General features: G+C 67.2%; 23 protein-coding genes and 1 other RNA gene. 7 read left to right on the plus strand and 17 right to left on the minus strand.

Features of this window, described 5'->3' with window-relative positions; all coding sequences use genetic code 11:
- Positions 1-98: 98 nt before the first annotated feature.
- Positions 99-1,340 (minus strand): helix-turn-helix domain-containing protein, encoded by a 1,242-nt coding sequence (locus tag PVK37_RS29490; RefSeq protein ID WP_275031085.1) that lies wholly within the window; start codon positions 1,338-1,340, stop codon positions 99-101.
- On the minus strand, positions 1,337-1,489 hold the full coding sequence (locus tag PVK37_RS29495) for a hypothetical protein (protein WP_275031086.1): 153 nt from the start codon (positions 1,487-1,489) through the stop codon (positions 1,337-1,339). Before PVK37_RS29495 ends, PVK37_RS29490 begins: the two co-directional genes overlap by 4 nt.
- Positions 1,490-1,883: 394 nt before the next feature.
- Here PVK37_RS29495 and PVK37_RS29500 point away from each other — a divergent pair, with 394 nt between their 5' ends.
- Positions 1,884-2,066, plus strand: coding sequence for a hypothetical protein (locus PVK37_RS29500; protein WP_275031087.1), 183 nt, complete (start codon positions 1,884-1,886; stop codon positions 2,064-2,066).
- 478 nt (positions 2,067-2,544) lie between these two features.
- Here the strand turns inward: PVK37_RS29500 and PVK37_RS29505 are convergent, their stop codons facing one another.
- The 9 genes from PVK37_RS29505 to PVK37_RS29545 all read right to left on the minus strand — a co-directional run bounded on the left by PVK37_RS29505 (position 2,545) and on the right by PVK37_RS29545 (position 9,937).
- The gene (locus PVK37_RS29505; RefSeq protein WP_275031088.1) at positions 2,545-3,351 is read right to left on the minus strand and encodes an RNA-binding protein; all 807 of its coding nucleotides are present in this window, start codon (positions 3,349-3,351) and stop codon (positions 2,545-2,547) included.
- A gap of 130 nt (positions 3,352-3,481) precedes the next feature.
- Entirely contained in the window at positions 3,482-4,684 is a 1,203-nt protein-coding gene (locus PVK37_RS29510) for a tyrosine-type recombinase/integrase (RefSeq protein WP_275031090.1), read from the minus strand.
- On the minus strand, positions 4,684-4,866 hold the full coding sequence (locus tag PVK37_RS29515; RefSeq protein WP_275031091.1) for a helix-turn-helix domain-containing protein: 183 nt from the start codon (positions 4,864-4,866) through the stop codon (positions 4,684-4,686). The genes PVK37_RS29510 and PVK37_RS29515 overlap by 1 nt, the downstream gene beginning before the upstream one ends.
- A complete protein-coding gene (locus PVK37_RS29520) occupies positions 4,866-6,617 on the minus strand; it encodes a replication initiator (protein ID WP_275031092.1) in 1,752 nt (583 codons plus the stop codon). The genes PVK37_RS29515 and PVK37_RS29520 overlap by 1 nt, the downstream gene beginning before the upstream one ends.
- Complete coding sequence (locus tag PVK37_RS29525) at positions 6,614-7,144, minus strand: DUF2637 domain-containing protein (protein ID WP_423791119.1); 531 nt, start codon at positions 7,142-7,144, stop codon at positions 6,614-6,616. The genes PVK37_RS29520 and PVK37_RS29525 overlap by 4 nt, the downstream gene beginning before the upstream one ends.
- 53 nt (positions 7,145-7,197) lie before the next feature.
- Entirely contained in the window at positions 7,198-7,377 is a 180-nt protein-coding gene (locus PVK37_RS29530; protein WP_275035276.1) for a hypothetical protein, read from the minus strand.
- Positions 7,378-7,390: 13 nt separating this feature from the next.
- Entirely contained in the window at positions 7,391-7,645 is a 255-nt protein-coding gene (locus PVK37_RS29535; protein WP_275031094.1) for a hypothetical protein, read from the minus strand.
- Positions 7,642-9,234, minus strand: coding sequence for an FtsK/SpoIIIE domain-containing protein (locus tag PVK37_RS29540; RefSeq protein WP_275031095.1), 1,593 nt, complete (start codon positions 9,232-9,234; stop codon positions 7,642-7,644). The genes PVK37_RS29535 and PVK37_RS29540 overlap by 4 nt, the downstream gene beginning before the upstream one ends.
- Positions 9,235-9,535: 301 nt before the next feature.
- Positions 9,536-9,937, minus strand: coding sequence for a transcriptional regulator (locus tag PVK37_RS29545; RefSeq protein WP_275031096.1), 402 nt, complete (start codon positions 9,935-9,937; stop codon positions 9,536-9,538).
- A gap of 136 nt (positions 9,938-10,073) precedes the next feature.
- Here PVK37_RS29545 and PVK37_RS29550 point away from each other — a divergent pair, with 136 nt between their 5' ends.
- Both PVK37_RS29550 and PVK37_RS29555 read left to right on the plus strand, forming a co-directional pair.
- Positions 10,074-10,916, plus strand: a complete 843-nt coding sequence (locus PVK37_RS29550; protein WP_275031097.1) for a GntR family transcriptional regulator — start codon at positions 10,074-10,076, stop codon at positions 10,914-10,916.
- Entirely contained in the window at positions 10,913-11,602 is a 690-nt protein-coding gene (locus PVK37_RS29555; protein WP_275031099.1) for an HAD family hydrolase, read from the plus strand. The genes PVK37_RS29550 and PVK37_RS29555 overlap by 4 nt, the downstream gene beginning before the upstream one ends.
- 58 nt (positions 11,603-11,660) lie before the next feature.
- On the opposite strand, the gene PVK37_RS29560 is transcribed toward PVK37_RS29555, so the two are convergent.
- The 3 genes from PVK37_RS29560 to PVK37_RS29570 all read right to left on the minus strand — a co-directional run bounded on the left by PVK37_RS29560 (position 11,661) and on the right by PVK37_RS29570 (position 15,234).
- On the minus strand, positions 11,661-12,119 hold the full coding sequence (locus tag PVK37_RS29560) for an NUDIX domain-containing protein (protein ID WP_275031100.1): 459 nt from the start codon (positions 12,117-12,119) through the stop codon (positions 11,661-11,663).
- An 11-nt stretch (positions 12,120-12,130) separates the two neighbouring features.
- Positions 12,131-12,886, minus strand: coding sequence for an XRE family transcriptional regulator (locus PVK37_RS29565; protein WP_275031101.1), 756 nt, complete (start codon positions 12,884-12,886; stop codon positions 12,131-12,133).
- Between the two features lie 575 nt (positions 12,887-13,461).
- The gene (locus PVK37_RS29570; protein WP_275031102.1) at positions 13,462-15,234 is read right to left on the minus strand and encodes an ATP-dependent nuclease; all 1,773 of its coding nucleotides are present in this window, start codon (positions 15,232-15,234) and stop codon (positions 13,462-13,464) included.
- A 183-nt stretch (positions 15,235-15,417) separates the two neighbouring features.
- On the opposite strand from PVK37_RS29570, the gene PVK37_RS29575 reads away from it, so the two are divergent.
- Positions 15,418-16,227, plus strand: a complete 810-nt coding sequence (locus PVK37_RS29575; protein WP_275031103.1) for a hypothetical protein — start codon at positions 15,418-15,420, stop codon at positions 16,225-16,227.
- Here the strand turns inward: PVK37_RS29575 and PVK37_RS29580 are convergent.
- Positions 16,209-17,411, minus strand: coding sequence for a DNA cytosine methyltransferase (locus PVK37_RS29580; protein WP_275031104.1), 1,203 nt, complete (start codon positions 17,409-17,411; stop codon positions 16,209-16,211). The genes PVK37_RS29575 and PVK37_RS29580 overlap by 19 nt on opposite strands.
- 654 nt (positions 17,412-18,065) lie before the next feature.
- On the opposite strand from PVK37_RS29580, the gene PVK37_RS29585 reads away from it, so the two are divergent.
- Entirely contained in the window at positions 18,066-18,449 is a 384-nt protein-coding gene (locus PVK37_RS29585) for a very short patch repair endonuclease (protein WP_275031105.1), read from the plus strand.
- Between the two features lie 605 nt (positions 18,450-19,054).
- On the opposite strand, the gene rnpB is transcribed toward PVK37_RS29585, so the two are convergent.
- Positions 19,055-19,475, minus strand: an RNA gene (rnpB, locus tag PVK37_RS29590) — RNase P RNA component class A.
- Between the two features lie 408 nt (positions 19,476-19,883).
- Here rnpB and PVK37_RS29595 point away from each other — a divergent pair.
- Together PVK37_RS29595 and PVK37_RS29600 are read left to right on the plus strand one after the other, a co-directional pair.
- On the plus strand, positions 19,884-20,108 hold the full coding sequence (locus tag PVK37_RS29595; RefSeq protein WP_275031106.1) for a hypothetical protein: 225 nt from the start codon (positions 19,884-19,886) through the stop codon (positions 20,106-20,108).
- Between the two features lie 381 nt (positions 20,109-20,489).
- The gene (locus tag PVK37_RS29600; RefSeq protein ID WP_275031107.1) at positions 20,490-22,946 is read left to right on the plus strand and encodes a glycoside hydrolase family 9 protein; all 2,457 of its coding nucleotides are present in this window, start codon (positions 20,490-20,492) and stop codon (positions 22,944-22,946) included.
- A 6-nt stretch (positions 22,947-22,952) separates the two neighbouring features.
- Here the strand turns inward: PVK37_RS29600 and PVK37_RS29605 are convergent, their stop codons facing one another.
- The gene (locus PVK37_RS29605) at positions 22,953-24,071 is read right to left on the minus strand and encodes a LacI family DNA-binding transcriptional regulator (protein ID WP_275031108.1); all 1,119 of its coding nucleotides are present in this window, start codon (positions 24,069-24,071) and stop codon (positions 22,953-22,955) included.
- Between the last annotated feature and the right edge of the window lie 112 nt (positions 24,072-24,183).

Here is a 24,183-nt window from a genome sequence, read left to right on the forward strand (position 1 = left end):
TCCGTGGTCGGGGCTTCCGGCTGCGGCTACGCCTCCCTGGCCTGGGTACGCCGCCGCGCGTCGGCCGGCCGGCGGAGCGTTCCCCCGGCTGGGTCCGGTCAGCTCCGGGGCGGCCGGGTCAGGCCGATGGTGGCGGCGAGGCGGGTCAGGTCGGCGGGGGTACGGCCGGCGCGGACGAGGGTGGTGAGCAGGGCTCGGCCGACAGGTCGGAGGCGTACCTCGGCGGGGGCGGTCTGGTCGGCGGTGAGCAGGGCCCGGCCGGCGGCATGATGGTCGCCGGTGTCGAGGTGGGCGCGGGCCATGTCGATGAGGTGGGCGGCCCGGTGTTCGGCGGGCAGCCGGGGCCAGCCGGCGTCGCGGGTGGCCCGGTGGTGCAGGGCGACGGCGGTGGCGTGATCGCCGAGACGGGCGGCGGCCAGGGCGCGGGCCAGGTCGACGCTGACGGGGGCGAAGCCGTCGTCGTGGTGGTGGCCCCGGGCATCGTGGACGGCGGCGAGGTGGTGCGCGCGGTCGGCGTACTCCTTGCAGGTGGTGGTGTCGCCGCAGGTGGCGGCGGCGATGGCCGCTTCGGCGAGCAGGGTCCCGGTCAGGGCCAGGTCGTCGGCCGGCAGGTGCTCGGGCGGTGTCTGCTGGTACCGGCTCACGGCGAGTCGGCGTACGGCGGTGGTGGCGGCGAGCAGCGCGAGCCGGGGCCGGTCGAGGGCGCGTAGCGCCTGGGCGAGCGCGACGGCGGCGTGCCCGGCCCGGTCGGGGTCGTCGGCGGCGGCGGTCATGGCCCGGTCGGCGGCGAGCCAGGCCAGGTGCGGCTCACCGAGCTTGACCATGGTCTGCGCGGTGAGCCGGTGCACGCGCGCCAGGAGTGGGCCGGTGAGGGTCGGCGTGGTGTGGTGGGCGTGGCGGGTGGCGGTGAGCAGGCCGGGCAGCACCCGGAGCGTCTGCTGGTGGTGGGCGTACCGGTAGGCGGTCTCGGCGTACCGGAGCTGCCGGTCAAGCTCGGTGACGGTCGGCGGCCAGTCCCGGCCGGTGGGGGTGTCATGGTCGGCGAGGGCTTCCCGGACGGCTTCGACGGCGGCGGCGGTGCCACCGGCGGCCGGGGCGCGGCGGGTGGTGCGGCCGAGCAGCACGGCCGGGGTGACGCCGAGCGCGGCGGCCACGGCTTCGATCATCGGAAGCCGGTCGAGGCGGCGGACGCCGCGCTCGACCTTGTCGACCCAGCTCTTCGAGCGGCCGATCCGGTCGGCGAAGACCTGCTGGTTCATGCCCCGGCGGACGCGGAGCTGGGCGATCCGCCGGCCGATGGGCAGCTCGCGGCGGTTGTCACGGGGCGGCGGGACACTCACCGGCGTACCCCCCGGTGCAGGCTCTCGGTGGACTGCCCGCAACGCGGACACCACCGGGACTTGACCCGGAACGCGAGCAGCCCGAGCAGGAAGCCCGGCACCAGCCCACCGAACACGATCGACACGAGCACCTCGGAAACCACGAGCACCCTCACCTTCCGGCCGGGTCGGAGAAGTCGAGGGTGCAGATCTGCGGCGTCCGGGCCGGGGTGTGGACGAGCGTGCACTTGTCGGCGTGAGTCGTTTTCAGCCTCGACGACAGGTAGACATCCGGGCGCAGTCGGTCAGCCGAGGACTCCATGACGGGGAAGAACCGAGCCAATGGGCAGGGCAAGTTGGTCAGACACATACGAGACCGCCAGATTCGACGGATCGGAACGTGCGAGCGGAAGTCCTTGGAGCGCCTGTCCAAGTACGAGCGTTCTCCGTTGTCTGCCATACCGACATCTTGCCGGCCTCCGTAGTCAACCGTCAACGACGCTGGCCCATGTTTTTCGACATTGTCGCTCAACTAGCACACGCCCTCGCCTAGCGTCAAGGTTCATGGACCTTGTCGGCGTGGCGGAGATCCGAGACATGCTCGGTGGCGTCTCCCGCCAGCGCGCCAACGTGATCACCAACGCGAAGGGCTTCCCGGACCCAGTCGCCACCCTTCGGATGGGCAAGGTCTGGCGCCGCCAAGACGTCGAGCAGTGGATAGCCGAGCACCGATCAGCGAAGGACTGACAGCCGCCGCAGGCCGGTCCGCTCAGTAGGTTGGCCAGCGGGTCCGCCGAAGGCAAGGCTGGCCGGCAAGCGCAGGCGAGTCGGTACAGCCAGGTCAAAGCACCTCCGGCGGGGGCCTCAGGCTCCGGGATAGCCGGGGCCGTCGGGCACGTCCGATAGGGCGGTTGGCCGCAGTCACCCACCAACCACGGGACGCCCAAGATCAGGCCGTCTCCAGGGCGTCAGGCCGTCGCGAGGCCGTCAACTGTCGACCAAAGTTGCCCAAAACACCCGTCGACACCCGAACATAGAACCGGCTCAGAGCCTTGATCGAGGCTCTGAGCTGGTGGGCGACGGACGAGTCGACCTGTACGCCGGATTATGAAGGTGAAACGCCCGCTGACCTGGGGCGGAGCCCGCCGACAACCGCTGTGGGCCGTCGTCGGGCCGTCAGGCAGTCGTAAACCCGTCTGCTCGGTGACGACACGGGCAACTGTGGTCACCCGTAGCGCCGGACGTTCATATCCCTCCGATAGTCGATGTACCTCCGCGCAGCAGCCCGAGGAGTTCTCACCCACACGGGTGCACCGACGAGGATCCGATCTACGGGCTCGTCCAGGTCCCACCTCTCCTGATCAAGAACCACGTCACTGTAAATTTCTGCAAACCATTCCGAGTTGGAAGCGTCGCCGAACGTATAGCCACGCTTCCACGGCTGGTCGGGGCTCTCGCGGGACTCCTTCGTAAACCCCTGCTCGAATGCAATCTTCATGGCTTCGACCGAGATTGACTGCGGGTCATCCCACTGCGAGTTGTTCTCGGCACACCTAGTCTTAAGCCACTTGCTGATCGAGAACATGGCGGAAGAACTCCAACCTTCCGCCACAGGATCATTCGGTCCCATGAACCCTGCGACGTTGTCTTTGCTGCCGAAGAGGCAAACGAAGACGCGAGTGCCGTCCGATGCAACAGAGCGCACACCGAGGACGATCCGATCGTCCTCATAGGTTACAAAATGGGAGAACTCGACCCGCCCGACCCCTTTGGCATATTGAACCGGTGGGGGCGTGACGAAATCCTCAACAGCAAGACTCCCGATCGAGCGCTCAATCCTCTCCGCAATCTCGTTCTTGTAGAGCGAACGCGGTTCCCGTCCAAATTCCCACTCGACAGGCAGAAAGGGAAGACTAAGCACAAACTTCGAGCGCCACCGAGCGGCGATACTGATCCCTTCTTCATCCGCAATAGAGCGAACTCGTCGATTAGACCAGTACGCATATCGAGTGGACTCTCCGCGCTCACCCATTCATCAAACCTTCCCGAAGACCTCTGCGGGTAAGCCGTCTTCTGGCCGACGACGCCGCTTCAGTCGACTGTGTACCTCATGCGAGCCACACTCACGCCGCGCCACTCCGACCATGGGAGCTAGGTGATTGTCACGGATTGCCTGTCTTGCGATAGAGATCGTCGATGGCGTTACGGGTGCGTTCCTCGCTGGCCGGCATCAAGTGCGTGTAGACCCGGAGCGTGAAGCCGGGGTCAGCGTGGCCGAGGTACGACGCGAGGGCCTTGATGCTCTCCCCTGCGTCGAGCAGCGACGAGGCGTAGAAGTGGCGCAGCGCGTGCATCCCGGTCGCCCGGGTCGGCGTGATGCCGGCCGCCACGACAGCCGGTCGCCAGCTCTTGTCGTCGAAGGTACGCCGGTTGATCGCGCCGCGCCGGGTGGTGGTGAACAGCAGCGGCACTGTGACCCGTTCGTCGCTGGCCGGGTTCTCCCACGGCAGGGTGAGCGACACCGGGGCGAACTCGTCGACGTGCTGCCGCAGCACCAGGGCGACGGAGTCGGGCAAGGGCACCCGGCGGTCCCGGTCGTTCTTGGGCAGCCCGAAGACCAGCCGGGACCGGACAAGCTTGACCTGACGCGAGACGTGCACCCAGCCCGCATCGAAGTCGATATCGTCGACGCCGAGCCCAAGGATCTCCCCCTGCCGCAGTCCGCACCCCGCGCCGAGGTCGACCATCGGCCGGTACCGCTGGGCGAGGCCGCCGCGGATTGCCGAAACCTGTTCGTACCGCCACGGCACCACCCGACGCTGAACCGGTCGCGGAGGCTTGACCGACTTTGCCGAACACGGGTTCTTCGCGATCCGTTCGTCGTCAACCGCCGCGCCGAGGATCGTTCGCAGGTGCGCGAAGACAACGGCTCTGGTCGCCGGAGCCAGCTTGTCGACCATGTCGGCGTCCCACTCCCGGATGTGGCCCGGCTTGATCGCCGCCAGTTGCCGAGAGCCGAAGAACGGCAGCAGGTGCTTCCGTACCCGGAATTCCGTGCTCTCCCGGGTCGACTCGTCGAACGAGCGCGTCCGGAGCCAGGTTTCGGCGTACTCCATGAAGGTCATCCGGCCGGCAAGCGGGTCGACGTAGGAGCCCCGGAGCTTGTCCGTCTCGGTCGAGACAAGGAACGCCTCAGCGTCCCGCTTGGCTCGGTCGGGGAACGATCGGCTGCGCTCCCGTCCGTCCGGCCCGATGTAGCGGACCCGGTACCGCAGTCCCTTGCCGAACCGTTCAGACTTCACCCGCTCGGAACGGCCGCCAGGGTGCCGAACGACGTTGTACCAGCGATCTTCGACGTGGCCCATCAGGCTGCCGCCGCCTGCTCACGGAACCACTCTCGGACCGCTTCCGGCTCGTACCGCAGGTGTCGACCGACCCGAGCCGCCGGCGGACCGTACTTGACCTTGCGCCAGCGGTACAGCGTCTCCTGTGGCACCCGCAGGTACGCCGACACGTCCCGAACCGTCCAGAGCCCCTCGTTCGCCATCACTGCCCCTCCCCCGTCGTACTTGCCGGCCCGTTCGTCGTCTCGTCCGCGTGTGGTTGTGCCGCCCGGTCCTTGGCGGCGAGGAGTTCGGAGCGCCACCGGACGCGCTCGCTGATCGAGCGCAGGAGTCGGTGTGCCAGCGACGGCACGTCGGCGTCATCGGGGCGCGCCAACTCCCAGGCGTGACGGACCGGTTCGACGGTGGCGCCCTGGTGGTCGACGCCGTCGAGGCCGACCGTGGTGCCGAGCAGTGCCTTCACCCAGGCGCGTACGTCGTGTTTGTGGTCGGAGAGGGTCTTGCCGGACCAGTCGCGGGAGATGAGGATGCGCCGGCCGCCGATGCCGAGGGTGTCGCGTTGGTGGACCTTGCCCTTGCAGCGGCCCGGCTTGAGCTTCGCGTGCGCCTTCTTCGGCTGGACGCCATAGAGCAGCCAGTTCGCACACCGGTCCGTGCACGGGGTCACCTGGAGCTGTTGCCAGAGCCGGTCGAGGTGCGCCCGCTGCCGACCGCTGGTCATCTTGTGGCAGTCGCCGGTCTGCTTGGTGATGTACTTCGTGACGTACCGGATGGTCCGCTCAGCGTCGGCGGTGCCGGGCATGACGCCGCGTGCGTCGACCTGGACGCCGAAGCGAACCACGTGCACCGGTTCGGCGTCCGGGTCGTCGTCGATCTCGTCGAGCGCTTCGTTCCACGTCAACAGCGGTAGGCCGGTGTCCGGGTCGACCCACGTCCCAGCCTGGTCGTCCCACACGGGCAGGCGGTCGAGGGTGTACCGCTGAACGTCGACGGACGGCCACCAGACCTGGTGATACGTGGCCGCCGCCACGGTCCGCAGCACGTCGCGGGGGATGGTTCCTCGGATGGCGAAGTGGGCGTGTGGGGCGAGGCGGCGTTGTGGCTCGACGCAGCCGGCGTACTGGACGTTCCAGCCCTCACAGCGGCGCAGGTTCTGCCAGAACCGGTCGAGGAGCCGGGGGAAGTGGACGGCGTCCCAGGCTGCTCGCCGGTAGTCGTAGCGGTCAGGGTTGACCGGGGTGCCGTCCGGGCGGACCGGCCCGTACGAGTCGAGGGTAAGCGTGAGCCACATCGACGGCCGGTAGGTCGACCCGTCCGGCGCGGTGTACGTCTTGCCGACCGTGCGCCGCTCGACCTTGCGCTGAGGCAGCTCCGGGGCGTCCTGACGCCGCTTGGTGGACCGCTTGCGCCGCCGTCCGGTGTCCTCGTCGCCCTGGTCGTCATCCACGCTGCCGTGAGGAGGAGCTACCCGACCGCGCAGACCTTCCGCCGTGATGGCGTCTTCCACTTCCCGGATCGCCTCGTCGATGTCTTCGACCTGGTCGTACTGGCAGGCACGGGAGGCTTCGTCGCGGGCGAACTCCAGATGCCCGCGCAGCAGGATGAGCGCCTTCTGTTCCTCGGTGGCGGGTGCCGGTGGGGGTAGGGGTTCGTCGTCGCGGTGCCAGCCTTCCCGGATCTGGGCCTGCCGCAGGCGCCGGTTCTTCTTCGCACACGGCGCGCACTTGTCCTCCCGGGTCGCCCCGCACGGCAGGTCGATCACCTCGGTCAGCCCGGTTTCCAGATCGGTCCGCCGCATGGCGAGGGGACGCACGCAGACGCCGTACTCAGCGGCGATCTCCTTGAGCACGTCGACCGAACGAGGAAGCGCCATACGGGCCGCCCGCGACCCCGGCCGAGGAGCAGCAGCCGAGGCCGGGGCGGGTTCGAGACCGGGCAGGGTCGGAGCCGTCATCGGACGATCCCCACGACGGCCGGACGGGACGGGTGCACCACACGCGGCGGCAACACCACCGGAGCCACCGGTTCAGACACCGGAACCGGAGCGGGTACCGGAGCCGGCACAGGCAACGGCTCAGTCGGAGTCAAGACGGGTTCCGCGTCGGCCTGGTCGACGTGGACCGGTTCTGGTGCCGGTTCAGTCAAGGGCCGCTTGACGGCCGCCGGGGTGGCGGGAGCACCGGAGAGGACGACCTTGACCAGGGCGAGGAACGCCAACGACGGCACCGCCGCCACGATCCAGCCCCACACGGACGGCTCAGCCTCAGCGACTTGGGCAGCCAGCGACAGGAGCGCGAACGCCACCAGGAGCGAGGCGACCAGGCCCACGGGGCGACCGGCCCGACGACGGGCACGGAGTTCCAGGCCGAGGTAGATGGCCATCAGCTCGACCGCCACCGCGTTGGCCCAGCCGATCCAGTGCGGCTGACCGTGCGCGACGCTCAGGTCATGGACGTGGGTGAAGGCAGCGGCCCCGGCCATCCCGCCGATGACGAGCAGGATCACGACCCGTACCGCCGATTCGGTCCGGTGGTTCACTGGTCGCCCTCCCGCTTCTCCCGGATGGTCAGGTCGATACGGATGCGCCGGCCGTGCATGTCCCGGCGACGGCGGATCAGCTCAGCGAGCCCGCGCAGCGCGGCGGCGGTCTGGTCGGCCGGGCCGACGAGCTGCACGCGCAGCGGGAACCGGAGCCGGTTGATCAGGTACGTCATGGGGTTCACGGGGTCACCTCCGGACCGGTCGGATGTCGATGCGGATGTGGTCGGGCGGAGCGCCGAGGGAGGCGACCGCTTCGGAGAGGCAGCGCCACAGCGCCCACGCCTCGTCGGGGGTCAGGGACATCCGTCGACGACCGCTCCCGACCGCGAGATAAACCGGGTACGGGTCGGGCCGTTCGGCGTCGACGCGGACGGATACGGCCGTGACCGGTTCAGGGGTACGGAGCCGGTAGAACCGGCGACCGTTCGGGGTGTTGGTCATCGGGCCGCACCCCCGCCGTCCCCGTCGAGCAGGTTGCGCAGCGAGTCGGGCAGCAACGGCCCGAGCGGCTTGCGCGGCAGCGGAGGCCGGACCGGTTCGTCGGCGGTTTCCCGGCCGACCTGGGCGAGGATGTCGGCCGCGTCGGCCGGAGCCGGGTACTGCGCGGCCATGTCCCGGATGTCGCTGTCGCTGACGAAGGAGAACCGGACCCGAACCGGGTCGGGGGTGCCGTCGAGGATCACGTACCCGACGCCCTTCGCCCATCGGGGCATCTGGTCGGCCAGCGCGCCCCGGTTACGGGCACCGTCGCCAAGGACCATGTCCACCTGGGCCGCTTCGGTCAGCCCGAGCGCGATGCGGGTCGGGAACAGGTCCCGGAACGGCAGGACTTCCTTGCGCGGGTCCTGCAACGCCGCCACCACCAGGACGCCGACCCCGGCACCCTGCGACAGCAGCAGCCCCAGCGACGAGGCGATCCGCTTCCGGAGGTCACCGTCTTGCAGGTACGCGGTCAGCGCCGCCATCTCGTCGACGACGACCACGACCAGGGGGTCACCCTCGGTCGGCGTGTGGACGCGAACCGTGCCGGCGAGCCGAGCCTGACGCTCCCGCAACACGTCGACCGCCTCATCGAGCAGGTCAGCCATCGCCTCGAAGGACTTGCAGGCGAACCGCGCGAACATCGGCCGCCCGAGCGCGAACTCCATCCCGCCCTTGGGATCGATCACCCAGAGCCGGACCAGCCCGGAGGCGACGCCACCACTGAGCGCACGGACCAGCGACCAGAGGACGGAGCCCTTGCCGCGCCGGGTGGCCCCGCCCACCAGGACGTGAGTGGCGAGCAGGTGCAGCGACCAGGTACGCAGGTCTTCCCGCCGAGCCAACGGCAGGGCGGTGAAGTCCGGCACCGCCGGCACCGGGAACGGTGGCACGACCGTCCGCAGCGCGTCGGTACGCACCAGCGCCAGGTAGACGACGGTAGGCCGGTCCCGGAAGCGCACCCGATCGACCGCCCGGAGCAGCCAGGCAGCCCAGCCGGTACGGGTCGGCGGATCGTCGGGGCGCTCGGAGTAGACCCGGGCGTGCCGCCGGCCGAAGGCGTAGGCCAGGTTGGCGCTCACCTTCTGGAACTGTTCGGGGGTCTGGCCCCGGACCATCCGGATCGTCAACACGTCGAGCGCCTGATCCGAGCGGACCCGGAGGAGTTCCGGCAGGACCCGCCGATGGTCGTACGTCTCGGCGAGCCCGCAGAGCGTCATGGCCTCACGCCAGACCCGCCGGTACACGAACACGCGACGGACGAAGCCGAGCAGTGGACCCGCCAACCAGGCCCACCAGGACGACTCGTGCCGCCACCACCAGGCCAGCGACACCGCCGCCAGCAGCGCCAGCGGCACCACCAGGCCGGGCCAATCGAACTCGACGTACAGGGTCACCGCCAACGCCGCCGAGGCGGTGGCAACCGGGTGACGCAGGCACCACCACCCCGCCCGCCAGGACCAGCGGAGCAGCAGCCCGAGTACGACCAGCCAGGCCGGCAGCTCGAACCGCTTGGGCCGGATCACCAGGAGGTCACCGGCCGAGGTCATCACCACTTCACCGCGAGGCCGCCGGATCACTTGGCACCTCGCAGCGACACGAACCGCCCCGATGCGTCCCGCACCGGAGGGAACGGAAGGACGAGCTGACCGATGCAGCCGACGCACCGGCCGTCCTCACCGGTCGTGGAGTCGAACGGGTTGCGGCACACCGAGCACCGAGGCCGGCCACGGCCAGCCGGACGCCTACGCTTGGACACGTCACTACCTCTCTCGCCAGAGCAGGGGGAAGACAGAGAGGGGCGGGGCTGCCGTCCGCCAAGACCAGACAGCCCCGCCCTACCTGATGTGGCTACGCCGCCGCCTTCTGCTTGCCGGCCATGCCCGCCGGGGTCCGCAGCCCGGTCGCCCGCAGCGAGTACGCCATCCGGCCGTTGTTCGCCACGTACGGCGTGACGGTCATGCCGTCGAACTCCACCGCCTCGAAGGGCGTGCCCGTCGGCGGAACCGGCTGGTAGTCCGCCGAGATCTTCACCGTCGTCTCACGCGAGCGCTTGCCCAACTCCGGGTCGAGATCCATCACCCGGACCTGCCACACGCGCTGGCCCGTCACCTTGTCCTTGGCCGGCGAACGCCGACCGGTCTTTTCGTCGTAGTCCTCGACCTCACCCAGCGACTCGGGCACCAACGCGCACCCCGCCGGGAACACGTCCTCGAATCGCACGGCGAACCTCGTACCGCCACGCAGAGCCATTGCTCAACCTCCTGACTTCACCTGACTAACCTGACTAGCCAGGTGGTGTGGATCAAAGGTAGGCCGGCTTGGCTAGTCATGTCAACGACAGTGGCGGAACTTTCCTAGCTTGGCTAGTCAGCGGTACTCTCCGCGCATGGCTCTTGACCCAGATGACCCCCGCACCCCGTCGCAGCAGATCGCGGCCACACTGCGCGCCGAGATCAAGACGGGGAAGTTCTCCCCCGGCGAGAAGCTGCCGTCGCAACACGACCTCGTCGAGCGGTTCAGCGTCGCGCGGGAGACGATCAAGGCAGCGTTGCGGAAGCTGCAAGAGGAACGGCTGATCGTCACCCGGCAGGGCAGCGGCACGTTCGTCCGCGCCAACACGGAGCGCCCGGTCGGGCTACGGCCCCACGTAGAGCGCGCTTTCGAGGCCACGAACGTCACGATCGACTTCGCCGGCTTCTCCGGAGAGACGCTGTACAACGCGATCCAGGAGACGTTGGACAAGGTCCGCATCGGCCGACTCACCCCGGAGTCGATCCGGGTACGGGTCCTGATCTCCGACATGACCGCCCCGATGGCGATCCCCTGCCGCGCCGAGGACCAGGCCGACGACCCCGATGTGCGAGCCCGAGCCCGCCGCATCACCGACCGGTCGATCCACGCCGTCACCGACGCCGTACAGGAGCTTGCAGACCTGGGGTTGGTCAAGACCGCGACCACCGAGGTACGGGTTCACAAGGCCGCGCCGCTGTTCAAGCTGTTCATCATCAACGAGCAGGAAGCTTTCTTCGGCTTCTACCCGGTCGTCGAGCACACCGTGAACATCGACGGCAAGCCGGTGGCGATCTACGACGCGATGGGCAAGGACGCGATCCTGTTCCCGTTCACGCCCAGCGACGAGGACACCAGCAATGACGCCCTCTACGTCGAGCAGGCCCGCGCCTGGTTCGACAGCATGTGGGGCACCATCTCGCGGGAGTACACCTCGTGACCGCCGCTGATCTGGCCGCCGTCGTCGACCGCGCCCGCGTGATCCTGCTCGACTTCGACGGCCCGGTGTGCAGCATCTTCGCCCAGCACCCCGCGTCGGTCGTCGCCCACCGGTTACGCAAACTCCTCGTCGACCAGGCCGTGACCCTGCCGACCGAGATCCTGAACGAGCCCGACCCGCTCGCCGTGCTGCGCTTCACCGCCACGCTTGGCCGCCCGGCCGTCGTCCGACTGGTCGACGAGGCCATGACCCGCGAGGAGGTCACCGCGGCCCGCACCGCCGAGCCGACCCCGTACGGGCGGGAAGTCATCGTCGCTGCCCAGCAGACCGGCCGCTTGGTCGCCGTCGTCTCGAACAACTCAGCCCAGTCGGTCCACGCCTACCTGAACGCCCGCCGGCTCACGTCGTACGTTCACCCGGTCATCGGTCGGCCCGAGGCCGCGCCCGAGCGGATGAAGCCGGACCCGTTCCCGGTGCTGGCCGCCGTGCGGGAGCTGGGCGCCGAGCCGAAGGATTGCGTCCTGGTCGGAGACTCGGTCAGCGACATCGAGGCCGCCCAGGCCGCCGGAGTCGCCGCCATCGGGTACGCCAACAAGCCCGGCAAGCACGAACGGTTCGCCGCCGCAGAAGCCGTCATCGACAGCATGGCTGAACTGGTGGCCGCTTTCGCCGTCGACGAGCTATAGCACCACACTCCGCACACGAGCGCCCCGGGAATTCGGCACCGGGGCGTTTCTCGTGTCGTCAGTCGACGTGCGGCATACGGCCCGCAAGGTAGTCCGCGATCTGGCGCCGCATCGTCGGATGGATGTCGAGCCCCGCCAGCTCATCGGGACGGAACCAGCCGACGTGACTCGCCTCGTCGTTCGGAGCACAGGCCCCGCCCACCGGCCGCGCCAGCAACGTGACCTCGTACTCCTGACGAACCTCGCCGTCCGAGTACGCGATGATGTGGCCCGGGTCGGAGTAGACGCCGAGGAGGCCGGTCACCTCGACCTCGACCCCGGTCTCTTCCAGGGTTTCCCGAATGGCGCACTCGGTCGGAGTCTCCCCGATCTCCATCTTCCCCATCGGCAACGCCCACTGACCGGTGTCCCGCCGACGCTGGAGCAGGATCGCGCCCTGGTCGTCGACGGCCAGCACGCCGCAGGCCGGAACCAGGGTGTTCGCCTTGGGCGCATCCGGGACGTTCCAGTACTCCACACGTCCCACCGTCAGACCTCCGCTCCCTGCCACGGCACCGCCGTAGCCCACACCCGGTCGAAGCTGTTCACGTAGTGCTCGAAGAGACCGCCACCGTCGAGCCTACGGAAGTGAAACGTCGGGTTGGCGCTGGCCGCCTCGCCGTATGCGTGAGGGTTCACCAACACCTCGTCGTCGTACCGGAAGAGACTGTTGTAGAGCGTCGTCGGGTGTAGCCGGATCTCGCAGCCGTCGACGCCGGCCAACTCCCGGTAGTACGTCAACGCCGCCCGGATCTTCGCGCCCAGCGTGCCGCCGAGCTGTTCCTCCCGGTCGCGCACCGCCACGGCATCACTCGCCGGATCACCGAAGCAGAGCCGGACCTGAACGCCCACCGACAGTCGGTCGGCCAGCATCCGAGCCACCCGAGGCTGTGTCTGCGCGAAGAAGGTCCCCGAGTACACGAGCACGTCTATCCGTTCCTGCGCCTCAGACAGCAGCCGCAACCACAGCTCACGCGGCACCGACGCCCGATCCGGGTAAACCTCGATCAGCTCAGCCCGACTTGCCTCACCACGCCGGCCGTTGGCAGCCGCCACCACTTCCGGCCACAGGTACGCCTCTTCTGCCCCGAGCCGACGCGCCGCCGACCAACGATGCCGCCGATGCGGAACCCGCCCGAGGTTGATCCACCGTTCCACCGTTTTCGGGTCGACGCCGCATTCATCGGCCAGGTCCTCAACCCTAATACCGCGACGCACCATGACAGTCCGAAGACGTTCATTCATTCTTCTATTGGACCTTTTCGAGGCGGGACGTTTCAACCCCGTCCCAGGACGTTTCGCAAAAGGCGAAGGCGTCTGGCGACAGTCCGACCAGGCGGATGAATCGTGCGGGCAAAACCGGTTGACTCAACATAGCCGCAACCCGAACTCCCTGGTTTCGTGCTCGCCGCAATGGCCGCGAGACGAGGCGAGAAAGCGGCTCGGGCGGGGTGCGGGGAGCAAGCGGTCTACCCCGCACCCCGATCCGGAGAATGGAGGCCAGATGACAGAGGCATCTCTCAGCAAAGGAGTCACTCCCGGAACGCTGCCCCGATACGACCAAGGTAGGAGGTTCGTCGTCCATATTCCGTTCGAGGCTCCGGGCCTCGACGCAGCCCTAGCCTTTGCGGAGCGGCTCGCCGATGCCCTAGCCTTCCTGCCCGCCATCGACCCCGGAGGCACCACAGTAAGTTATGAAGACGACCAGAACGCGCGCCACTTCGTGAAGTGTGATCGGAAAATCCCTGGGAGAAAGCGGTGCCAGCAGCGATCCAACCACGCCGACGATTGCCGATAATTGTCCGCCGAGAAGAGCTAAACTACTGGTCCTCCTGCAGGAACTTATGCACGCGGTCACGAACCCACTGAAGCTGATCACAGTCATCGGGGACAGGCGCGAGCGCCCTTTCCTGCTCACTCAGCACATCCGAGGATGTTACAATTTCCCAATCCTCGCGCCCGAGTGCTTGGCGGGTTCGCTCTAACCACTCGCTTTTCGGGTCCGCCGCCTGAGCTAGACCCTCCATGTCCATAAGAAGCGCCTCGGGCGTACTTCCCGGCATAAAGTCAAGGTTACTGTCACACCACGACAACACCTGCCGCAACTGGCTTTCTTTCTGACCTGGGACAGATGTTCCCGAGGAACCATCCAGAGGAAGCGTAACCTTGCACTGCAGCAGCTCAAATACCGCTTTCTCGAGATCTACGTCTGGAACAGCCGAGGGCGACCCAGGAGCGGTGGCCGGCCGCTGATCGCCGTCCAGAAGAAGGAGACAACGCTTGCGCTCCGTCAAGGCAAAATTCGGAAGAAATTGGGCCTTGATCGAACCTGCGCCCCCGGGAAGAACCCTAACCTCAAGCCGCGAGTTTGCAGCCTGACCCAGCTTCCTCGCCGCTTTCCGGACGATGGCAGCAGCAAGCACGTCCTCGACATACACCGTCCATTTCTCTTTACTGTCAACGCCTAAACGAAAAAATGCTTCAGACTGCTCCGACTCCTGTGCGACCAGATCAACCTTCCCATCCGTCTCGCCCCGTTGGAAAACTTTGATGGCACAGGCAGGAAGGCCCCGAATGATCTGAGGCGAGTGAGTCGAAATGACTACTTGGAGTTTTCTCCGTTTAGCCTGATCCGAGATAAAAGCCATCAGCTTTTGCTGCGCACCCGGATGCAGCGACACCTCCGGCTCATCAAGAAGGATCAGAGAGCTAGGAGGCGCTGCGGCAATGGACTTCACCAGCATCACCACAGCGAACTCTCCGCTACCGGCAAATGCCTCCGAGTACCTCAGGTCAAGCGACCTCATGATAACTGTGGCGCCCTGCACGTCGAAATAGCTGTGCATCAGAATTTGGATCGAGTCGTATTCCCGGCCAAGGATCTCGGATATGGCAGCCGTAAGCTCGCTGTCCAGCGTAACGGCTGGCTGCACGATCCTCTCCGACTGATAAAACGTGTGGCTCTTTCGTCGGGTTAGAAGCGATCTTGCCACGTGGGATGAGCGCTTCCGAATCAATGCCTTCTTTGCTCCAAGCACTGCCGATTTTCTCCGGCTCGGGACATGGAAGAAGTACTTGTCATAGGCAGACAACTCCGACCGGAAATCGAGGTAGACCACACTTTTTGCAATGGCCTTCCATCGAGTAGCGGTTCTCTCCGGCGGCATCGGGTCACCAGGCTTCGAAGGAGGCATCCTCTGCATCCCATCCTGGAGAATCGGCCTTGCAGGTTCCCAGTAGTCCGGATCACCTTCACGGGTTATCCGGGATTTGACCACTTCTACAACCTCACCAACAGACTTCGCCAGATAACCGTAGATAAACCGATGCCTGTCAGCCGTCCGGATAGGGTCAAGATTCGTAGAGAACCAATACTGGCCAAGGTTTGCGTTCTCAGGACTACCCTGTAGCGCCCTCAAAATAGCCGTCTTGTTCGTGCCGTTGGGACCGACCAGAACCGTGACTGGATGCATGAACTCGATGCGCGTTCCATCCCTCAGTCCGCGGAAACGTGGAAATCGGATGTAACGGATGAAAGGTTCAAAGAGGCCAGCAGCGAGCATTTTGGCTAGGTCGGTGTGCACCTTGTCCATGAGCCCTCCACCTTCACCTTCCCCGCACCAGCGGGAAGCCGAGTCAGCGCCGAGCCATCGTACTGGCAGCCGGAGCCACAACCACGACAGTCCTCGGTGGACTCGCCGGCCAGTTCAACGACCGGCACTGGAGCCGATGTCCCTGGGCTCGCTACAACTCACTGTCAAGTACTATCCCCACCCATGCACCGAGCCAACGCATCTACAGCACCACAGCAAGACGTGATCAACGGCCTTAAAACGCTTACCGAGAATCAACACCGAATGGTTGCGTCAGTTGTCCGCGCACTGAGGACACCAACGGAATTTATCGCGAATTCAAGTAGCGACCTTGTCGATGATCCGTTCATCGAAACTATGGCAAATTTCCTTGTCCTGCACCATGCCCTCCATGAAGAGCCACTGAGCAAGAAGCCATTCGAGTACGTTTTCAGGCAATGCCTACTGGCACAAGGAAAGTCGGCAGAACTGAATTCAACTCCAGGAGCTTCCCCTCACGACGTCAGGGGCGGGGGGTATAACTGGTCGCTGAAGACAGAGGCCGCAAAGGGGATATCGCCCCAGCAAGTGAAGATCGAGAAGCTGATGGAAGCCCGATGGATCCGTGAGTGCCTGACGCCCGAGGATTGCGCCAATGCTGTACGCCAGAGGGTACCTCACCACCTGGCCGGATACGACCGGATCCTTGTTCTGCGCGCATTCTCCAAAATGTCCGAAACCATCTACAAGCTCATAGAGGTGCCGACCCGAGCACTTGCAGACCGCTTGTCACAGGCCGTGCCCGAAATGTTTAGCAAGACGAAAGGCTCCCCCAGCTTCGGAGCCGACTTCTATGACAGCAACAGCGGAGCAAGAGTTTTTCGTATCCTCCTCGACTCGAGCGTCGAGAAAATCCGGCTTTCGCACTCGGCCGAATGGTGCACTCATCATGGCACTTGGATCATTCCGAAAGACCAGGAGCTGTCACTTGATTATCAAACCAGCATAGGCTGAGAAGCATTACCTTGGCAGCGCCTGAGGTCTGAAGTGCGAAGGTGCGTACCGTTTAGCAAAAGTCGATCCATCTCGGGCTTATTCCCCGACAGGATCCAGCTTACAAGCCAGGCAAGCTGATAAGAGATAAGGGGCGGAACCGCGTCTCCGATTTGCCTGTAGAGATTCTTACGGCTGGCACCAACGAAGCGGTAAGACCTCGGAAAACCTTGCAGGATCGCCAGTTCACGGACCGTGCACTGGCGATCCTGCACCGGGTGCGAATAGCGACCGTTTCCTACATGAGAACATTCTCGCTTGATTGTAGGCGCAGGTCGGTCCCAAGCCATCCTTCCGTAAACATCGCGGTAAGCATTAGGGCGTCCAATGTTGACCGCCTTCCACATGGAAGGGATGAGGTAGCGTTCCGTACTCGGGTTCCCAAGCAGATCCGGCCAACTTCCTCCATCGTGAGGCATCGCCTTAATGCGTTCCAGTGACTCACCATTCAGCTTGGTGCTGCTGTGGTTCGGATCCTCATGATGAGTCTCTCCAGCCTGAATGGGTGGCAACCAGTCAATCGCTCGGCGCACTGTGACTGCAGCTTCGTCGATGCTCCAACCGTCCCATAGGTCATCGAGACTTCGGATCGGAAGGTCCTTTTCTACTGCTAGAATGAGCGCACGCTCCCGCTGCTGAGGAAGACCGAACCGCGTTAGCACATGCGACGCCGCATGCGTCCTGTAGCCGAGCGCAGCGAACTTAGCACGAAGCGCAGCAAAGTGATGACGAAAATTGCCGTTCAGTAGTTGCGGGACATTCTCCATCAGGATCACGCGCGGCCTGAACTCTGAAGCAAAGTCCGCAACTTTCGCTACGAGCGAATTGCGAGGATCATCTTCGACATAGTTCCGGGAAACCGCTCGAGAAAAGCCCGTACAAGGGGGACAAGCAAGCAAAATGTCAGTTCGGTCGAGGCCTTGAGGCAGGATCTTGACTGCGAGCTCGTCAGGCTCCACGTCGCCGAGATCCACCTGAAGAGGCGCCACTCCGATGTTCGCCTCGTAGGTGGCGTTGCAGCCGATGGCACCGTGGCCAGTGCTCGGCTTCCCGACCTCCACGTCTGCGGCTCCGACCAATCTGAAGTCCTGGTGGGCATGGAAGCCAAAGCTCATCCCCCCGCCGCCGGAGAAGAGATCAACCACAGCGCTAACTGGCAACACGTCCTCCTGGATGACCTGCTTACCGTACCCGGCTCGCGTCCGAGGCCCGGGGGGAGCCTCGCCGGCGAGGCGTCAGGGCAGCCTAGCCCGAAGCGAAAGTCAAGTCAAGTCAAGTCAAGTTCGAGGAGTTCCGTGAGGAGCCCCTGGAGACACTGGTAGGTTCAAGCGCGTGGCGAGCCCAACGGATGTCGAGGCCCTTCGAGCCCGCCTGCTAGAGGTTCGCTCCGAGATTGCTGCCGCGTCTCAGCACTTGGAACGCCTGCGGGACGAAGAGTTTGGAATCGCTCTCGCTATTGCTCGGTTGACAGACAGCCCTCTGCCCACTCGCCAGGGAAATTCGCGGCCCTCGGGTGAAGTCCGCTATCGCATCACGCCACTCGTTCGCTCCATCCTTGGTGCAGCCTCTGGGCCGCTTACCCGCCACGAGATCTGCGAAGAAGTGGCAAAACTCGGCTCTCCGGCGTCTGCAGACATCGTGAGTGCAAGTCTGTCGTACCTAAGACGGAAGGGCTTCGTACTCAATACCGGCGGCGCGTGGGTTGCTGCCCCATTGGACGCGGACAAATCGGAATGAGGTCTGAGAGCCTACCAGCAGCGCGTGTTCCTACCCCTACGTCTCTAGGCGTTTCGAGCCGGATGAAGAAGCAGCGGAGCAAGAACACCCAGTCGGAGTTGAGGGTCCGTCAAGCGCTGCACCGAGCCGGCTTTCGGTATCGGCTCCATATTCCAGTCCCAGGGAAACCACGTCGCTCCATCGATATAGCCTTCCCTAGGACCAAGATCGCGGTTTTCGTCGATGGATGCTTCTGGCACGGATGCCCTGAACATGGAGGCGAGGCACTCAATAACAAGGACTGGTGGCGCAATAAGATTGCCCAGAACAAAGCTAGAGACGAGGATACTTCCCGACATCTAGTGGCCGCGGGCTGGACCGTATTGCGGTTTTGGGAGCACGAGAATCCAGTCGAGGTAGCAGCGGCAATCGGGCGACAATTAGAGTTGGCACGCTTTCGACACTAGACCAGCCGGTTCTACTCATTCGACTTGCACGCTGGCGCCCGAGCGTGCCGCTGACAGTCCTTGCCGAATTGCTCTGTTTTGGATCAAGGCACCGCGCTCCGCGCGGTGCGGGGCGGCAAGCCCGGCCGGCGGCAAGCCGCCCCGGCCGCCTACGGCGCCGGGGCGGGAAGCCACCGACAGCCGCCGGGACACCCGCCCTCACCCCACCCAGGAACAGCCCCACCGAGGCCGTGACGGAAGCCGGCGACTCGGCCTGGTCGCTGGTCGGGGCTTCCGGCTGCCGCGCCAGTCCAACCCCGGGACTGGCTTGCCACCGGATCACCGGGTCGCGGCACCAGCTCCACCGCCAGGACGTACCCGACCTCTCCCCCACGTCGCCCGCCGCCGATGAGGACCAGGGCGCCGCAGAGCCCCACCAAGGCCACCGCAGACGAGATCAACTGATCGGGGAGTCAGCGTCTCCTGGGCCGTCTCTGGGCCGTCTCTGGGCCGTCTGGGCCGTCACCGGGCCGTCAGACGCCGCCCAACGCTGACCAATGTCAACCAGCGGCACCGAACAAAAGACCAGCTCAGAGCCTTCATCGAGGCTCTGAGCTGGTGGGCGACGGACGAGTCGACCTGTACGCCGGATTCTGTGCCCGACGCGTACCCAGGATGCGTGGGTCCGCGTCGGCGGCGGCCATCCATCTCGGCCTGCCGTCGCCGACAGGCTCATGCGGCCTACCCGCAGACTCGGGCGGGCCGCCCTCGAACGTCTGCGCAGGTCGTCGGCCTCTCGGCCGGCGGCCCTTCTTGGCCTTGCTCCGGGTGGGGTTTACCGAGCCATCCCGGTCACCCGGGATGCTGGTGGGCTCTTACCCCACCGTTTCACCCTTACCGCACCCGAGGGGCGCGGCGGTCTGTTTTCTGTGGCACTGTCCCGCGGGTCGCCCCGGGTTGCCGTTAACAACCACCCTGCCCTGTGGAGTCCGGACGTTCCTCGGCGGCGGGCACCTGTCCCGCCGACGCGACCGCCCGGTCGACTCGTCCGTCGCTCCCCCATCCTAACGACGTGATCTCCCCGGCTATTGCCGGCCCGGCCCTACCACGGGGATGCCCGTGGCATGCTGACCGACCCGGACACGGTACGTGTCCCGATCATGGTGACCGGGCGGCAGCGGAACGACCCGCACCCGGGACCGGCCGAAAGGTGTTCACGTGTCCAGGCGGTTCTTCTCCCGTTTCCTCGTCGTCGGCGCGCTGTGCGCCCTCGTGCCCGGAGGATGCACTGCGGCGGGCGACAGGTCGGGGGGCACTGCGGGTACGGCGGACAGCACTGTCGTACCGGGTTCCTCCCCCCGCCCCACGCCTCGGTCGGAGCCCGTCGTCGGGACACCGCCCGCCGAGCACGGCCCGACGCTTCTGGTCGTCGCTGCCACCAGGGGCTCACGCACGGTGGGCGAAGCCAGGGTCGCTGCGGGTGATCTGTGGCTGACCGGCCGATGCGCGCACGGAACGTTGAAGCTGCATGTCGAGCCGCTGACCGTGCTGACCGTGCCCTGTGACGATCTCGCGGGCGTGCCGTTCGCCAATCAGATCGTTGTCGATTCGTCGGGGTCGTGCCGGATCCGGGTGGAAGCCCCGCCCGGCCTGACCTGGAACCTACGGGTGGCGCAGTAGTGCCGAAGCTCGTGGGCCGGTAGGCGCCCGGCCCAGCCTCCAGCGTCCCGCCGCAGTGGTCGACGGCCTTGCGGACCGCTTCCCGGGTGGCCGGCGCGACGGAAAGGTTTCGGGCCAAGGAAAGACATATTGACGGGTATACCCGGGGCTGGCAGGATGCTCATCGGATCTGGTTCCGGGCCATAATCCGAGCACCGGGCGATTGGGCGAGGCCGGGCACCTCGCTACCGGCTGGGGCGTGCCGCCAGCTGTCCAGATCCGCCGCTGCGGGTTCCGCAGGAAACTTTCTTCCCCTTGGCTTTCAGGCTTCGGCCGCCGGCTGCTGCCGTGCCGGCCGCTCCGCGCCGTCCCGCACCCCCACCAGCCTTCTCAGGAGGAACCGTGTCCCGTCCACCCGGCAGACGCCGCGCTGCGGTCCGTACCGCAGCGGCGGCGGCCGTCGTCGCGCTCGCCGCCACGGCCGTCCTCGCTCCGGCCGCCCACGCCGCTCCCGACCCCGGGTCGATCGTGAAGGTCAACCAGGTGGCCTACGTGCCGGGGCTGCCGAAGCAGGCCACCATCGTCAGCGGTTCCGGGTCCCCGATCGCCTGGACGTTGCGGAACGCGGCGGGCAGCACGGTCGCCTCCGGGCAGACCACGGTACGCGGCGCGGACTCGCTCTCCGGCGACTCCGTGCACATCGCCGACTTCTCCGGGTACGACACGGTCGGCACCGGCTACGTCCTGTCGGCCGGTGGGGCGCAGAGCTACCCGTTCGACATCTCGGCGGCGGCGGTCCGCAAGCTGCGGTACGACGCGTTGGCGTTCTTCTACCACCAGCGCAGCGGCACGCCCATCGAGGCGCAGTACGTCGGCAACGCGTACGCCCGGCCCGCCGGTCACCTGAACGTGGCCCCGAACCGGGGCGACAACAACGTGCCCTGCCGGGTGTCCTGCGGGTACACGATGGACGTGCGCGGTGGCTGGTACGACGCCGGTGACCACGGCAAGTACGGCGTCAACACCGGGATCGCCGCCTGGCAGTTGATCAACCAGTACGAGCGTACGCTGCACGTCGCGGGCGCGGACCGGGCCGCGCTGGCGGACGGCACCCTGGCGATCCCGGAGCGCGGCAACGGCGTGCCGGACATCCTCGACGAGGCACGCTGGGGCGTCGAGTTCCTGATGAAGATGCAGATCCCCACCGGCCGCACCGACGCCGGCATGGTGCGGCACAAGGTCAGCGACGAGAACTGGACCGCCCTGCCGACCCGGCCCGAGCAGGACGCGCAGCCCCGGGTGCTGGCCGCGCCGAGCACCGCCGCCACGCTCAACCTGGCCGCGACCGCCGCGCAGGCCGCCCGGGTGTGGAAGACCATCGACCCGACGTTCGCCGACCGCGCGCTGACCGCCGCCACCCGGGCGTACACGGCGGCCAAGGCCAACCCGACCCGGTACGCCGACCCGAACGACACCAACGGCAGCGGCACGTACGCCGACAACAACGTCAGCGACGAGTTCTACTGGGCGGCGGCGGAACTGTACGCGACCACCGGGGCCAGCAACTACCGCACCGACGTGACCGGCTCCCCGCACTTCCGGGGCACCGGCTTCGCCACGCACGGCTTCGAGTGGTGGTGGACCGCCGGCCTCGGTGACGTCACCCTCGCCATGGTGCCCAACGGCCTGGCCTCCTCCGACGTCAGCGCCACCCGTAACGCGATCGCCAGCTACGCCGACCAACTGCTGACGCAGGCCAACCGGCAGGGCTACCCCGTCGCGACCCACAGCCAGCCGCTGTTCGTGTGGGGCTCCAACGGCATCGTCGCCAACGCCGGTAACGTCCTCGCCCTGGCGTACGACTTCACCGGTCAGCAGAAGTACCGGGCCGGCGTGTACCAGACGCTGGACTACCTGTTCGGCCGCAACCCGTACAACCAGTCGTACGTCGCCGGGTACGGCGAGCGGGCCACCCGCAACGTGCACCACCGGTTCTGGGCCAACCAGGTGGACGCGTCGCTGCCGACCGCGCCGGCCGGCTCGCTGGCCGGCGGCCCGAACCACGAGCTTCAGGACCCGTACGCCCAGGCGCAGCTGGCCGGCTGCCGGCCGCAGAAGTGCTACATCGACCACATCGAGGCGTACTCGGTGAACGAGGTCACGATCAACTGGAACTCGGCGCTGGCCTGGCTGGCGAACTGGGCCGCCGAGAAGGCCGGCGACGGCCCGCCGGCCACGCCCGACACCACCGCCCCGTCCACGCCGGGCACCCCCACCGCCTCGAACGTCACCAGCACCGGTGTGACCCTGACCTGGCCCGCGTCGACCGACGCGGAAAGCGGCGTCACCGGCTACGAGGTACGGCGGATCAGCGGCGGCACCGCCACCGTGGTGGCATCCCCCGGCACCGCCTCGGCGACCCTGACCGGGCTCAGCCCGGCCACCACCTACACCTTCGCGGTGGTGGCGAAGAACGGCGCCGGGCTGGTCTCCGCCCAGTCGCCGAGCGTGCAGGTGACCACCGCCAGCGGCAACCCGCCCGGCAACGCCGGCTGCACGGTCGTCTACGCCGCCAACAGCTGGAGCAACGGGTTCACCGCGAACGTCACCGTCACCAACACCGGCAGCGCCGCCTGGACGGGCTGGACCGTCGGCTTCGCGTTCGCCAACGGGCAGACCGTCGGCCAGGCGTGGTCCGGCATCGCCACCCAGTCGGGCAGCCAGGTGACCGTCCGGAACGAGAGCTACAACGGCGCGGTGGCCGCCGGGGCGTCGGTCAGTTTCGGGTTCAACGGCACCCACTCCGGTACCAACACCAACCCGACGGTGTTCACCGTGAACGGTACGACCTGCGCCTGACGCGGGTCACGCCAGCGGTCGCCCCGGCTGTTCCGCCGGGGCGACCGCCGTACCCGGCCCGGTGGTGCTGCTCCGGGGCGGGGCGGTGCTGGCCCGGGGGATCAGGACGGTGGGCAGCTCGATCCGGTCGGAGGCGGGCTCCCGGCCCGCCGCCAGGGTCAGCAGCAGGTCCATCGCGGTCGCGCCCATCCGCAGCAGCGGTTGCCGCACCGTGGTCAGCGCAGGCACCGACCACTGCGCGACCGGCAGGTCGTCGAAGCCGACCACGCTCAGGTCGGCCGGGATCCGCACCCCGGCGCCGTGGGCGGCGGCGTACACCCCGAACGCCTGGAGGTCGTTGGCGGTGAAGATCGCGGTCGGTGGGTCGGCCAGCGCCAGCAGTTCCCGGGCCACCCGTACGCCCTCGTCCGCGATCAGCTCCCCGGTGCGTACCAGGTCCGGGTCGGCCGTGACCCCGGCGGCGTCGAGCCCGGCCCGGAAGCCGTCCAGGCGGGCCCGGCAGCACAGCAGGTCCGCCGGCCCGGTGAGCACTGCGATCCGCCGGTGGCCCAGCTCCAGCAGGTGCCGGGCCGCCGCGAGGCCGCCGTTCCAGTTCATCGCCCCCACGGACGGGGCCTCGTGCTGGGGGTCGCCGGTGGGGTCCAGGGCGACCAGCGGCATCCGGCGGCTGGCCAGTTGGGCCTGCTGGCCGCCGGTGAGCCGGGCGGTGATGGCGATGACCCCGACCGGACGGCGGGCCAGCACGTCCTGCGCCCAGGTACGCGGCGGTACGGTCCGCCCCTGCATCTCGGTGACCGCGACCGCGAGGCCACGGGGGCCGGCGACCTCGGTGACGCCGCGCAGGATCTCCAGCGCCCACGGGGTGTCCAGGGACGGGAAGAGCACCTCCACCACGGGGCTCGGCCCGGCCGCCTCGGGCCGCCGGTAGCCGTTCTCCCGGATGATGTCCTCGACCCGCTGCCGGGTGCTGTCGGCGACCCCGGCCCGTCCGTTGAGGACCTTGGAGACGGTGGGCACCGACACCCCGGCGAGCTGGGCGATCCGGGTGACCGAGATGTCACCCCGCCGACGGTCACCGGCCGCCGCGCCGGAGCCAGTCATCGCACCGGAACCAGCCACCGTCACCAGGGCAGCCTACGACAGTCGATCCTGCGGCCCGGTCGGGAGCGACCGGCGGACCCGCAGTGCGCCACGACACCCGAGCATCCGGTAGCTTTCCGTCGCGCCACGACTACCG

The organism is Micromonospora cathayae, assembly GCF_028993575.1.
Classification (GTDB): domain Bacteria; phylum Actinomycetota; class Actinomycetes; order Mycobacteriales; family Micromonosporaceae; genus Micromonospora; species Micromonospora cathayae.